The 12,830-nt window shown below is 36.1% G+C and carries 12 protein-coding genes; 4 read left to right on the top strand and 8 right to left on the bottom strand.

Translation table 11 applies throughout. The annotated features are described in order from the left end of the window. Positions 1–31 precede the first annotated feature (31 nt). From ACMA47_RS05565 to rpmB, 3 genes are read right to left on the bottom strand one after another with little or no spacing between them, the layout of a single operon-like run. The gene (locus ACMA47_RS05565) at positions 32–184 is read right to left on the bottom strand and encodes a DUF4295 domain-containing protein (RefSeq protein WP_002976755.1); all 153 of its coding nucleotides are present in this window, start codon (positions 182–184) and stop codon (positions 32–34) included. A 20-nt stretch (positions 185–204) separates the two neighbouring features. After that, entirely contained in the window at positions 205–387 is a 183-nt protein-coding gene (rpmG, locus tag ACMA47_RS05570) for a 50S ribosomal protein L33 (protein ID WP_027373683.1), read from the bottom strand. 6 nt (positions 388–393) lie between these two features. Beyond that, positions 394–636: a 50S ribosomal protein L28 gene (gene rpmB, locus ACMA47_RS05575; RefSeq protein WP_002976757.1), complete on the bottom strand. Its 243-nt coding sequence runs from the start codon at positions 634–636 to the stop codon at positions 394–396. A 243-nt stretch (positions 637–879) separates the two neighbouring features. On the opposite strand from rpmB, the gene ACMA47_RS05580 reads away from it, so the two are divergent. Beyond that, positions 880–2,589, top strand: a complete 1,710-nt coding sequence (locus ACMA47_RS05580) for a T9SS type A sorting domain-containing protein (protein WP_413929011.1) — start codon at positions 880–882, stop codon at positions 2,587–2,589. 224 nt (positions 2,590–2,813) lie between these two features. Here the strand turns inward: ACMA47_RS05580 and lnt are convergent, their stop codons facing one another. After that, positions 2,814–4,448 carry an apolipoprotein N-acyltransferase gene (gene lnt, locus ACMA47_RS05585; protein ID WP_413929012.1) on the bottom strand — a complete coding sequence of 545 codons (1,635 nt, stop codon included), beginning with the start codon at positions 4,446–4,448 and terminating at the stop codon, positions 2,814–2,816. 56 nt (positions 4,449–4,504) lie between these two features. On the opposite strand from lnt, the gene ACMA47_RS05590 reads away from it, so the two are divergent. After that, complete coding sequence (locus ACMA47_RS05590; protein ID WP_413929013.1) at positions 4,505–4,918, top strand: VanZ family protein; 414 nt, start codon at positions 4,505–4,507, stop codon at positions 4,916–4,918. Here the strand turns inward: ACMA47_RS05590 and proC are convergent. The 4 genes from proC to ACMA47_RS05610 form a co-directional block, all read right to left on the bottom strand. After that, positions 4,908–5,711, bottom strand: coding sequence for a pyrroline-5-carboxylate reductase (gene proC, locus ACMA47_RS05595; RefSeq protein WP_413929014.1), 804 nt, complete (start codon positions 5,709–5,711; stop codon positions 4,908–4,910). The two genes, ACMA47_RS05590 and proC, sit on opposite strands and share 11 nt — an antisense overlap. A 378-nt stretch (positions 5,712–6,089) precedes the next feature. Further along, on the bottom strand, positions 6,090–7,103 hold the full coding sequence (gene murB, locus ACMA47_RS05600) for a UDP-N-acetylmuramate dehydrogenase (RefSeq protein WP_413929015.1): 1,014 nt from the start codon (positions 7,101–7,103) through the stop codon (positions 6,090–6,092). A 3-nt stretch (positions 7,104–7,106) separates the two neighbouring features. Continuing rightward, positions 7,107–7,592, bottom strand: a complete 486-nt coding sequence (locus tag ACMA47_RS05605) for a hypothetical protein (RefSeq protein WP_413929016.1) — start codon at positions 7,590–7,592, stop codon at positions 7,107–7,109. A gap of 10 nt (positions 7,593–7,602) precedes the next feature. Then, the gene (locus ACMA47_RS05610; RefSeq protein ID WP_105701883.1) at positions 7,603–8,808 is read right to left on the bottom strand and encodes a pyridoxal phosphate-dependent aminotransferase; all 1,206 of its coding nucleotides are present in this window, start codon (positions 8,806–8,808) and stop codon (positions 7,603–7,605) included. Positions 8,809–9,035: 227 nt separating this feature from the next. On the opposite strand from ACMA47_RS05610, the gene ACMA47_RS05615 reads away from it, so the two are divergent. Beyond that, positions 9,036–11,528 (top strand): GEVED domain-containing protein, encoded by a 2,493-nt coding sequence (locus tag ACMA47_RS05615; protein ID WP_413929017.1) that lies wholly within the window; start codon positions 9,036–9,038, stop codon positions 11,526–11,528. A gap of 309 nt (positions 11,529–11,837) precedes the next feature. Beyond that, a complete protein-coding gene (locus ACMA47_RS05620) occupies positions 11,838–12,803 on the top strand; it encodes a T9SS type A sorting domain-containing protein (RefSeq protein WP_413929018.1) in 966 nt (321 codons plus the stop codon). Positions 12,804–12,830 lie beyond the last annotated feature (27 nt).

Consider the following 12,830-nt stretch of genomic DNA (forward strand, 5'->3'; position numbering starts at 1 on the left):
TAGTTTTTTTATATTGTAAACAAAGTACTGATTATTTTTTCAAATAACCATCTACTTCGTCAGCATTCATTACTTTTTCTTCGAAAACGTAAGCTCCTGATTTAGAAGACTTAACCATTTTCACCACTTTAGTCATCTTCTTAGACTGACCGCTTTGTAGGGTTGCTACTACTTTCTTTGCCATGGTAAGTTATTATTTATAAATTACTTAATTTCTTTGTGAAGGGTAGATCTCTTAAGAACTGGATTATACTTTTTAAGCTCTAATCTCTCTGTAGTGTTCTTTTTATTTTTTGTAGAAATGTATCTAGACATTCCTGGCATACCACTTTCTTTGTGCTCTGTACATTCAAGGATTACTTGAACTCTATTTCCTTTTTTTGCCATGATTTATTAATTCTTTTTAATCAATCCGTTTCTAGTAGCTCTTTCAATAGCTTCCTCGATTCCAATCTTGTTAATCACTCTCAATCCATGAGCTGATACTTTCAGTGTAACGTGCTTATCTTGCTCCGGAAGGTAAAACTTCTTCTCTAATAAGTTAATTTCAAAACGACGCTTCGTTTTGTTATTAGCGTGAGAAACGTTGTTACCAACCATTGCACGCTTTCCTGTTATTTGGCAAATTCTTGACATATCTCGATGTTCTTATTTGTATAATATTTGAGAGTGCAAAATAACGAAGAATTTTTTAGATAGACAAATCTTTTGGAAAATATTTGCAAATAAGTGACTGATTAATAATATTGAATTTTTAAAATAGTAGAATCCTTGGGATACAGCAGATAAAGGGTGCTGATATATTTCATACAGCCTTTTTTTTACCCGCATAATTTAATATTCTATCTTTGTTTTTAATTAATCTAAATAAAAACAACTATGAGGAGGATTTATATTTTATTGTCTATGGTACCAGTCGGTCTGATGGCTCAGACCTTTACTGAGGTGCAGACCAGCATGAATAATTTTTATTATTCTGCGGCTGATATTGCGGATATAGATAACAATGGGACGCTTGATATTGTGCTCAACGGAGCGATAGATTCTGACGGGGACGGAAATGTAGACAGTACCTATAATGAAGTATATCAGAATAATGGGACAACCTTATTGCCGTTTGTAGGATTGGGAGCAGATGTGACCCATCTTGGAGATATTAAGTTCATTGATTATAATAATGATGGTCTGATGGATATTATTTCTACAGGACTCAGTTATATGGATGTTGTTAATTATAAACAATACCGATTCAAAAATACCGGGACAGGATTTGTAAAGGAAACAGAATTACCTGGTAAAATTTACGGATCTCTGGAAGTTTTTGATTTTAACCATGATGGGAAACCTGATTATGCAATTAATGGAACTCAATATGCTCACGGAGGAGGTTTTGGAAATAGTCTGGATTATTACAAAAATACGGGAGCAGGTTTTAATCTTACAGAAAATTGGGTAGATGGAACTCAGAGTGGAAGCTTTAAAGTAGTAGACCTTAATAACGACAACCTGCTGGATCTTGTGATTATCGGATCAGATATCAATGGAGATTCAGTATCCAAAGTATACATGAACCAGGCTGGAGTTCTTACTCCTACACAGGATCTTGCGCCTTTAGCAGTGGGAAAAATAGATTTTGCAGACTTTAATGCAGATGGTTTCCAGGATATCGTAGTGACTGGAAGAGATGCCAATGATGATGCCTATTTTGCAGTTCTCATGAATGACGGTACGGGTACATTAACGCCTCAGTCTATTCCGGTTAATGATATTTCAGATGTGGCATTAAGTGTTGGAGATTTAAATAACGATGGCTATTACGACTTTATTATTTCAGGAAATGAAGATTACAATGCTGTAGTGAAAACTTATATCTATGATGTTTCCAATCATAAATTCAATGAAGGAACTGTGAACGGTATTACTGCGCTTGGAGGTCCGGGACTGGTACAGCTTTTTGATTTTAATAATGATCATCATCTGGATATCTTATTGGGTGGATTTGATTGGGCTACTTCCGATCTTCCTTCACTGACTAAAGTTTTTAAAAATAATTCCACAGCAACCAATGCAAAACCTGCAGCACCTACTCAATTAAATCTGACTAAAAACGGAAATCGTTTCAATTTTGCATGGAGTGGGGCATCGGATGATAAAACCCCGGTGAATGCTTTACGTTATGAAATTACCGTAGGATCTACACAGGGAGCTCATGATATTGCAAAATATGTAGTAACAACACCATCATGGTTTCTTGAGCTTGATCCGGCCATTCAGAATGTGTACTGGAGCGTGAAATCTATTGACGCTTCAAAAGTGTATTCTGACGCTTCGACACAAAGTGTACTGGGAACAGCAGAGATCAAATCTGAAAATAAGCTTGTTATCTATCCAAATCCTACGTCAGATAAAGTGTATATCAAAGGAGAAAAAGTTTCGGAAGCCGAAATGTATTCGATGGAGGGAAGAAAACTGAATGTCAGTGTAAATGGAGACCAGTCAATTGATGTTTCTCATTTACCTAAAGGAGTCTATTTATTAAAACTGAAGATAAAAAACGAAATAACCACCAGAAAACTTACGATTAAGTAATTGAATCAATTCTATCTTCTATCAATGAGAAAAGCCAGACGTCCAGCTGGCTTTTCTTTTTTTAAGTCTGAATATTTTACATATGTAAAGCAAAGTAAAACTTTATAAAATAAAAATCTGCATAATCTGCAAAATTTGAGAGTATTCTATTTTTTCGCTGATTGTGCTGATTACGCAGATCTTGTGTTATTTGTGTAAAGATTCGTGCAATTTGTGTTTAAAAGCTAAGCTTTCTTTGTTTTCTTTTTGAACCATTCAATCAGGTAATAAAATAATAAAAACCCTAACGCAAATATGGAAAACCTTGAAAGAAGGTCACCTGCTCTGGTATAAAAGGTCATGCTATCATACAGGTTTACTTTGGCAAATAAAGCGGTTTGATCACCATAGAAAGTATCAGCAGTTATCTCACCTTTAGCATTGATGTGTGCAGAAATTCCACTGTTCGCAGCACGCGCAATTTCTCTTCTGGTTTCAATAGCTCTCAGTTTGGCATAAGATAAAAGTTGTTTGTGTCCTTCTGTAACACCCCACCAGGAGTCGTTGGTCATAATACCCAAGAAGTTAGCTCCTTTTTTGACATAGTCTGTTACAAATTCACCATAAATACTTTCATAGCAAATGATAGGTGCAATTTTTCCTTTGTTGTAAGGATTTGAAAAGGCAACTCTTTCTTTATCTGTTCCCAAAGAAGCTACTGTTCCTCCCAGATTCAACATGGCATCTCCAAGCAATGGTTTTAAAACATTCATATAAGGAAATATTTCAACCCCAGGTACTAATTTTCCTTTGTGATAAGCCAGTACTTTTTGATTAGGCACCAATTGAATGGCTGTATTATAACTGCTCACCCAAACACCACTGTTAATCTGGTAAGCTTCTTTAGGTAAATCAGCTGGATTATAAAAAAATCGGTGTGAAGAAATTCCTGTTGCAAAAACGGATCCTGGATGATTGGATAAAAATCCCTTGATATTATTGAGAAGTAAACTTTTTTCAAAAGCTGTTTCAGAAATAGATCCTCTTCCCGGTAAAGCAGTTTCCGGGGCAATATAATAATCAATTTTACCCGTTGAGTTTTTTTCAGCAAGAGCCAGTAAATCCTGTTCTATGGTCAGACTGTCTTTTGAATATTTTTCAGCATAAGGATCAAGATCCGGTTGCAGCATCAGAACATTAACCTGTCCGATTGGCTTTTCATCAAAATTATTGTATTTGATTACTGAAATAATCATGGGTAAAGCAATCAAAGCCCCAATAATAGCCGAATTTTTGATCAAATCTTTTCTCTTTCTTCCGGCTTCCCATGTTCTTACAGTGTAAAAAATGAGGACATTAATCAGTAGAATCCAGAAGCTTCCTCCGGTTGCTCCTAAAGTATCATACCACTGAATCAGTTTTGGGTAATCTGAAAATACATTCCCAAGGTTCAGCCACGGCCACGTAAGCTCCCATCCCAAATGAAATTTTTCAAAACTCATCCAGATGGCAATCAAAAATCCTAATCCCCAATACGTTCCCTGAGCATTTTTGTACCAGTGATAACATTGGAATACCAGAGAATATAAAAGAGAATTGACCAGTACCGGAAATAAAACAGCCATCAGAGAGTGGCTTCCGTCAGGATTTTTTGAGCCATACAGCCATCCTGTAGTCACAACATTCCAGATGATAAAACACAGGTAAGATAATCCAAAGACCATCCAGCTTTTCCTTTTATAATCTGAAAATTTTGAAATTCCATGCTCCATCATCAGAAGAGGAACAAGAGCAAAAAATATAAAAAACGGAACCCCATAAGTTGGCCATGAAACCGACAGCAGCATTGCTGAAATAAGTGTAAGTAGAACGTATTTCATTAAATTATTTTAATACACAAATTTAATGTTTTTGAAATGAATATATTAGCAGTTCGATGTTAAAGAAAATTTATAAAATCATTATTGTTCCGTACACTCTGTTTTTGCTCTATCTGATGTTTTTAGGAATGGGCAGATTTCAATATGAGGAAAATCTCATTACGGTAGAACCTTTTTTTGCTACCATAAAATTTATTCAGGGGCCTAATAAGACGATAGATATTGTGAGGATTGTTTTAGGGAATATCATAATGTTTATTCCTTTTGGTTTTTTGGGTTGGATCATTCCCGAACTGAGAAAACTCAAACCGTTATTATTTGGTTTTATCTCATGCATCGTTATTGTAGAAGCACTTCAATATTTTACCAGGATGGGAATATTTGAGGTAGACGATATCATCCTGAATACTTTTGGGGTGTATCTGGGATGGAAGATTTGCGGATTGATTGAAAAAAAATTTAACTATTAAGTTCCTTTGCACGCTTTTCGGCGTTCAGAATTCCCTGCTTCAGAATTTCTTTAAAACTGTTTTCTTCAAACGTTTTTAAAGCAGCTTCAGTAGTTCCGCCTTTGGATGCAACATCTTTAATCAGCTCTTCAAGATTCTTTTCTGAATTATTGATCAGATGATAAGCACCCAGCATGGTCTGTTTTACAAAAAGTTTGGAAAGATTTTCTTCGATTCCCATTTCAATACCTGCTTTAATCATAGCATCGATGATATAATAGAAATAAGCCGGACCACTTCCTGAAAGGGCGGTGACACCATCCAGGAGTTCTTCGTTCTCCAGATAAACCGATCTTCCTGTGCTGTTCAATAATCTTTCAATATTGATTAACTGGCTGAAAGAAATTCCATTGGCTGCAGTATAGCCTGTGATTCCCATTCCCAGAAGGGTAGGAGAGTTAGGCATTGCTCTTACAACAAGCGGATGATTCAGTAATTTCTGGATTTTTTCAATATTGATTCCCGCCATGATGGATAAAATCATCTGGTTTTCTTTGAAAGTAAATTGAATATTTTGGGCTACTGCATGAAAATCCTGAGGTTTTACAGCGATAATGATCAGATCAGCATCGATATCTTTTACTTCTTCAAAAGTGGAAATTTTAGATTTGGGAAATTCTTCAGCTATTTTGGTGATTTTTTCCTGACTTCTGATAATAAGATGCAGATGTTCAGGTTTGATCAGTTCGTATTTCAGGAATGATTTTGAAAAAGAAAGTCCCATATTTCCGGCTCCAAGAATAGCTATTTTCATCACAAATTGTAATTTTTAAGCTAAAATAATGATTTTTTGGTGATGTATTGTAATTGAATAAGTTGAATGCTGTTAGAAAATGTGATGAGGTGTAAAATTGCTGACTATGGTATGTATAAGGTTCTATAAAGTAAAATGTTCTTGCAGATTTAGGAGATTGTGCAGATTTTTTCTTGAGAATCTGCGTTATCTGCATAATCAGCGAGAGATCCTACTGCTTAAAATGCATAGTGCTCAATTTTATCGAAGATAAAATTACTTAAAATAATAACAAAGAAAATAAAGGATCCTTGCGCCTTTACGTTTATCCAACACTTACAGATAATAAGAAATAAAAAAGACTGAATTCATATGAATCAGCCTTTATATATTTTTAAATTAAATAATATTCACTTCCCGTTCAAGCTCTATTCCGAACTTTTCTTTCACGGAATTGATGATCTCTGTAGAAAAATCAAAAATTTCTTTTCCGGTTGCATTTCCTGTAGCATTTACAATTACAAGGGATTGCAATTTATGTGAAGCCACATTCCCGATTTGTTTTCCTTTCCATCCACATTGCTCAATCAGCCATCCGGCAGGAACTTTTACCTTATCTCCATTGGGATAACCCTGAATATTTTCAAACTGTTGTTTTAATGCTTCAAACTGAACCAAAGGAATAGTAGGGTTCTTGAAAAAACTTCCGGCATTTCCGATTTCTTTAGGATTTGGTAATTTGCTTTGTCTTATATTGATTACAGCTTGGGAAACATCCTGAATGGTTGGACTTTCAATACCAAGATTTTCCAGTTCAGATTTGATCGCTCCATATTCTGTTTTGATAAGATGATTTTTTTGAGTCAGTTTAAAAGTGACCTCCAGAATAACATATCTGCCTTTTCCTTCCTGTTTGAAAATCGAATCCCTGTATCCTAATCTGCATTGTTCAAGATTGAAAGTTTTCAGTTCAAGATTTTCTAAATCCAATACTTCACAGCTTACAAAAATATCTTTGATCTCTGTTCCGTAAGCTCCGATATTCTGCATGGGAGAGGTTCCTACATTCCCAGGAATTAAGGAGAGATTTTCAAGTCCGCCATAATTTTTTTGCAGGCAGTACATCACAAATTCATGCCAGTTTTCCCCTGCTTTTGCGGTTACGCATACTTCATTTTCATTGATATACTCTTCAGAAATTCCTCTTAAATTAAGTTGAATGGCAAGACCGTCAAAATCTTTGGTAAGAAGAATATTACTTCCACCTCCTAAAAAAAGAAGCTGAAGAGATTGGGTTTCCGCGAAAGTAAGTGCCTCTTTTAACTCATCAATGGTATTGACTTCAGTAAAAAATCGGGACTTGGCTTCAACGCCGAATGTGTTATAAGGTTTTAATGAAAAGTTTTCTTGCATGTTTTATTGGTATTCTTTGGGAAGAATCTTGTCTAGTTGTTCTTTAACTTGCTGTAGCTGCTTGTAATGTAAAGTGTCTGCATAAGCATTCACGTAGATATGTGACTTTTTGGGAGTCCGGATCTGGAAGGTTTCATCTATTCCGTCTACAGACTGCTTACTGTGAGAGCTTTTGATATGATCAAGATCTACAATGTTAATAGATGATGTAAGCTTTTTCCACGTTTCGGGATTGATGGCGGATGCCCATGCTTTATGGGTTTTATGGGCAGTCATCCCTTTTTCTGCAAAAACAGAATCTTTTGTAGCTTTAATAATCCTGTAGTTTCCAAGGTTTCCTTCAACATCAGATACACTGATGAAGGTAATCTCGTGTGGATTTTTAGGGGAAACCGGCTGTTCTGTCTTTTTGGAGTCACAGGAAAAAAATGCCGACAGCAAAAGAATCGAAAACAGGATTTTCAGATAGAGTTTTTTTGTTGTCGGCATAATATATTTTTTACAGGCTGAATTCTTCTCTGTACTTCTTTAAAGCTTCTTTCAGAATTTCAGCACTTCTTTTTAAATCTTCTTCTTTCAGAACGTAAGCAATTCTTACCTGCTTTTTACCTAATTCGGGATTGCTGTAGAATCCTCCTGCAGGAGCCACCATGATGGTCTCGTTATTCAGAGCATATTTTTCAAGCAACCACTGAGCAAATTTTTCAGTATCGTCTACCGGAAGTTCTGCAACACAGTAGAAAGCTCCTCTCGGCTTAGGGCATATTACCCCAGGAATAGCATTTAAAAGATCTACCAATACATTTCTTCTGTGGGTATATTCTTCTCTTACGGCTCTGATGTAAGGACCGTCGTTCTGGTGTGCTGCTGTTGCTGCAATCTGTCCTAAAAGAACCGGGCTTAATCTTGCCTGTGCAAAAAGCATGGCAGCATTACGGATCTTGTTGGAACGTGTAACCATACATCCGATTCTTACGCCACACATAGAGTAACGCTTGGATTCTGAGTCAATGATGATACAGTTTTCAGCTAATTCAGGGAAATCAAGCATTGAAATCTGTTGCTTTCCATCATAAACGTATTCTCTGTATACTTCATCAGAGATGATTACGATGTCATATTTCAAAGCAATTTCTGCCAGTTTCTGAAGTTCCTCACGGGTATAAAGATATCCGGTAGGGTTTCCAGGGTTACAGATAATGATTGCTCTTGTTTTTTCTGTAATTTTTTTCTCGAATTCCTCAACAGGCGGCAATGCAAAACCAGTGTCAATTGTAGAAGGAACTGCTACTACATTCACATCAAATGTGCTGGTGAACCCATTGTAGTTGGCATAATAAGGTTCAGGAATAATCACTTCATCCCCTTCGTCACATAAAGTAGAGATGGCAAAGTTTAGTGCTTCAGAACCTCCGTTGGTAACAATAAAGTTATCAGGTGTAAGATCTGAGAAACCTAATGAATGATAGTATTCTGTAAGGGCTTTTCTGTATTCAATATTCCCTTCAGAAAGTGCATATTCCAATACTTTTAAATCGATGTTTTTTAAAGCATTTAAAGCTGTTTCCGGAGTTTCAATATCAGGCTGCCCGATATTAAGGTGATATACTTTTATTCCTTTTTGTTTTGCTTGTAACGCAAAGGGAACCAGTTTTCTTACCGGCGATGGCGGCATATGCAGTGCTCTGTTTGAAATATTCGGCATTGTTCAAAAAATTTGTATGACAAAAATAGGATTTAATTTCTCAATAATAAAATTATGAGTTAATTAAGAAGGAGTCCATTAAGTTTTTATTTTCCCTTTAGATTCTGTTTATTTTAATGTGGTTTTATGTTGATGTTTTATTAATTTTAAATAAATGTTGATTTTTTATTAAAAATAATTATTTTGTATTATTATTTTTCCTAAATTTCGCCACAAATGTGATTAAAATGGTAATAAATTTATTTTCTAGAGTGGTGCCTGCCGTCGCTCTATTCTCGGCCAGTGTAATGATGGCTCAAAATTTTCAGACAATGCCGGTTTCTTCAGGTTATACGGCAGACGTAATTGCTAACGGAATAGGTTCCTCAACAGTTTCAACAAACAATGATGTAGACGGAGTTTCTTATGCTTTTGTGGCTAAAGATTTCCAGCTAACCTCTACAAGTGCCGCAATTACGTATGGTATCCCTGTTGACGGGCTTATTAATTCTGTAGTGGGAACTACTCCGGGATTAAGCTTTCAGCTGGCAAGTTTAAATGCAAATAATTCTTTAAGATTAGCTGCTGTAAATGATGTCGGAACTCTGGCTTTTACAACACCTAAACCCGTTACTAAACTGTATATGCTTGCTGTGAGTGGAAGTGGTACTTCTACGGTAAGTGCAGTGGTAAATTTTACAGATGGTAGTTCGCAGACGTTTTCAAGTATCAGTCTTGCCGACTGGTATGGAGGATCTAACTTTGCCATTCAGGGAATAGGAAGAATAAAAAAACCAGGTGCGACTCCAGGTGCTGGTGATGATGTTCCTTCTCCTGAGGGTGGAACGAACCCAAGGTTATATCAGATTGAACTGGCAATAGATGCTGCCAACCAGGCAAAACCAATACAAAGTGTAAAGGTTACCAAAGCTAGTGGTTCAGGTTTACCTAATATCTTTGCTTTTTCGGCAGATGTCTATTCAGACTGTGCTCCTCCGGTATTACAAGCAGTTTCAGGAATCACAGCTAATTCTGCTTTAGTTTCATGGACAGGTAGTGCTGCCAGTTATGATGTATACCACAGTACCTCAAACACAACACCTGCAAGTTCAGTAACTCCTACTTATCCCGGAGTGATAGGAACAAGTACAACGATAGGAGGTCTTAATTCAAATACTACTTATTATTATTGGGTAAAATCCAACTGTAATACTGCAACGAGCCAAAGTGTATGGTCTTTTGCAGGAACATTTAAAACGGCTTGTTCTACTTTCACAGTTCCGTATACAGAGAATTTTGATACAACAAGTACAGGTTCAACTTCAAATACCAATGCTCCAAGCTGTTGGACATATCTGGAAAGTGCATCATTTGCGGGATATGGATATGTAAATGGATCCAATAGTTATTCAGCACCCAATTCTTATTATATGAATAATTCAAGTGGGACAACAGGTAGCCAAATGTTGGTTGCACCTCCTACTATCAATCTTTCAGATGGTACGAAGAGGGTAAGATTTTATGCAAAAGCCGGAGGAAGTAATTATACACTGTTAGTGGGAACATTATCAAACCCTGCAGATCCTGCTTCTTTCACACAAATCGGTTCTCCTATTGCTTTAACAACTACCCACACTCAATATACCGTTAATATTCCAGTGGGTACTGATTTACAGTTAGCATTTAAACATGGTTTAGGAGGTTCTTCACGTTCTATTTATATTGATAATATTACCGTTCAGAACATTCCTTCCTGCCTTGAGCCAACAGCACTTACGTCATCAAACGTAACAATGAACTCTGCAACAATTGGTTGGACAGCACCAGCTTCAGTTCCTGCAAACGGATACGAAGTATATTACAGTACAACCAATACCGCACCTGATGCTACAACGGTATTGAATGCTGCCAACTCTGTAACTTCTACCACTATTTCTGCACCATTAAGTTCATTATCTACGGATACGAATTACTATGCATGGGTAAGATCTGTATGTAGTGCTAGTGACAAGAGTATCTGGAGTGAAGCTACTGCATTCAGAACAGGGTACTGTCTGCCTTCATCCAGTTCTCAGAATTCCTGGCTTTCTGACTTCAGTTCTACAGGAGGACTTGTAGATATGGCGTATTCGTCCGGTTCAAGTGTTGCAGGTGGGTATCAAAACTTAACAACAAGCAGTAACAAAATAATCAATGCTCCGGGATCCAGTACCTCAGTATCTTTCACTGCCGGTGGTCCTACATGTGGAATTGGGGTTTGGGTAGACTGGAATAATAATTTAACTTTTGAAGCTTCTGAAAGAATGTTTGTTACTAACACTTACATTACAAGTACTTCGGGATCTATCACTGTACCTGCAGGAACACCTCTTGGAACTTATAGAATGAGAGTGGTAACGGATTATAACAGTACAGCACCTTCCAATCCTTGTACAGCTATTTCAAGAGGAGAGTTCATTGACTTTGCATTTGAAGTGGCAACCTCTTTATCCACTTCAGAAACGAACTTGAAGAAAAAAGAAGTGAGTGTATATCCTAATCCTTTCAAAGATGTTCTTCACGTTGCGGATATCAAGGATGTTAAATCTGTAACAGTTACTGATGTAGCAGGAAGAGTAGTGAAAACTATAGACAATCCAACCACAGAACTTCAGTTAGGTGAATTAAATGCTGGTTTATACTTAGTGACAATGAACTTTAAAGATGGTTCAAAATCAACCGTAAAAGCCATTAAGAAATAAAATTTTTTGAGTTAATAATTTCTGTAGGCAGTTGCATTCGTGTGGCTGCCTTTTTTGTAATCAGGTGTACCTTCCTGATTTTTAATATTTACATTTTTATGAGGTGGATTATTTCCAACCTTTGAGATTTATTATTGAAAAATAAGTAAATAATATTCATTACATATTTTTTGAGTGTTAATAATTTTAGTTTTTTTGTAGCTATTTTTTGTTATTTAAATCAATATGTTATTTATTGTCCTGTGAAATAGCTTTTTTATTATTGGTTTTTTATTTTTGAATTATATTAAAAATAAAAAACACCTAATTATGAAAAAAAAAATATTTTTAGAAAAGCTTTCCTGTATTGCTTTATTTTTCACCGTTGTAATACAGGCTCAAAATTTTCAAACGATGCCTGTCCTTTCTGGATATACAGATGATGTAGTGGCTAATGGAGTAGGGACTGCTTATACTTCCATTACCAATGATATTGATGCGGTAGGTTACGCTTTTGTTGCAACAGATTTTAAAGCTGTGAGTTCTGATCCTCCATTAAGTTTTGGTATACCTGCTAATGGTATTATTAATTCTGTAGTAGCCTCAACTTCTGGATTAAGTTATCAGCTCGGGAATCTGAATTCCAATAATTCGCTGAGGTTAGATGATATCGGGGACAATGGAACGCTGGTGTTTACAGCACAATTAACAGCTTTAAAGCTATATATGCTTGCAACAAGCGGAAGTGGAGCGTCTACTGCAACGGCTACTGTAACATTTACAGATAATACTTCTCAGGCATTTTCCAATATAAGTATTCCTGATTGGTATAATGGATCTAATTATGCAGTGATGGGGCTGGGGAGGGTTTTGATAGGTACTGATGATTTAGAAGCTGATAGTTCTAATCCCAGAATATATCAGTTTGAGTTGAGTATAGATATAGCCAACCAGTCTAAATCTGTAAAAAGTGTTACCGTGACAAAAAACGGAGGAGACGGTATTGTCAATGTATTAGCCTTTTCAGCAAACAAAAATACGCAGCTCAGTACTGCTGAAACCAATGGTCTTAAAAAAGGAGATATTTACCCGAATCCTTTTAAAGATGTTTTTCATGTTAGCGATATAAAGGGTGTTAAGATTATAACAGTTACAGATATAGCAGGAAGAGTAGTGAAAACTATAGACAATCCAACCACAGAACTTCAGTTAGGTGAATTAAATGCTGGTTTATACTTAGTGAGAATGAACTTTAAAGATGGTTCAAAATCAACAGTAAAAGCCATTAAAAAATAAAATTTTTTGAGTTAATAATTTCTGTAG

This window comes from Chryseobacterium sp. T20 (genome assembly GCF_047345655.1).
In the GTDB taxonomy this organism is placed as follows: Bacteria; Bacteroidota; Bacteroidia; order Flavobacteriales; family Weeksellaceae; genus Chryseobacterium.

Coding starts and splice junctions, on each gene's coding strand:
- ACMA47_RS05565 (WP_002976755.1), bottom strand. CDS start 184: ATGGCAAAGAAAGTAGTAGCAACCCTACAAAGCGGTCAGTCTAAGAAG.
- rpmG (WP_027373683.1), bottom strand. CDS start 387: ATGGCAAAAAAAGGAAATAGAGTTCAAGTAATCCTTGAATGTACAGAG.
- rpmB (WP_002976757.1), bottom strand. CDS start 636: ATGTCAAGAATTTGCCAAATAACAGGAAAGCGTGCAATGGTTGGTAAC.
- ACMA47_RS05580 (WP_413929011.1), top strand. CDS start 880: ATGAGGAGGATTTATATTTTATTGTCTATGGTACCAGTCGGTCTGATG.
- lnt (WP_413929012.1), bottom strand. CDS start 4,448: ATGAAATACGTTCTACTTACACTTATTTCAGCAATGCTGCTGTCGGTT.
- ACMA47_RS05590 (WP_413929013.1), top strand. CDS start 4,505: ATGTTAAAGAAAATTTATAAAATCATTATTGTTCCGTACACTCTGTTT.
- proC (WP_413929014.1), bottom strand. CDS start 5,711: ATGAAAATAGCTATTCTTGGAGCCGGAAATATGGGACTTTCTTTTTCA.
- murB (WP_413929015.1), bottom strand. CDS start 7,103: ATGCAAGAAAACTTTTCATTAAAACCTTATAACACATTCGGCGTTGAA.
- ACMA47_RS05605 (WP_413929016.1), bottom strand. CDS start 7,592: ATGCCGACAACAAAAAAACTCTATCTGAAAATCCTGTTTTCGATTCTT.
- ACMA47_RS05610 (WP_105701883.1), bottom strand. CDS start 8,808: ATGCCGAATATTTCAAACAGAGCACTGCATATGCCGCCATCGCCGGTA.
- ACMA47_RS05615 (WP_413929017.1), top strand. CDS start 9,036: ATGGTAATAAATTTATTTTCTAGAGTGGTGCCTGCCGTCGCTCTATTC.
- ACMA47_RS05620 (WP_413929018.1), top strand. CDS start 11,838: ATGAAAAAAAAAATATTTTTAGAAAAGCTTTCCTGTATTGCTTTATTT.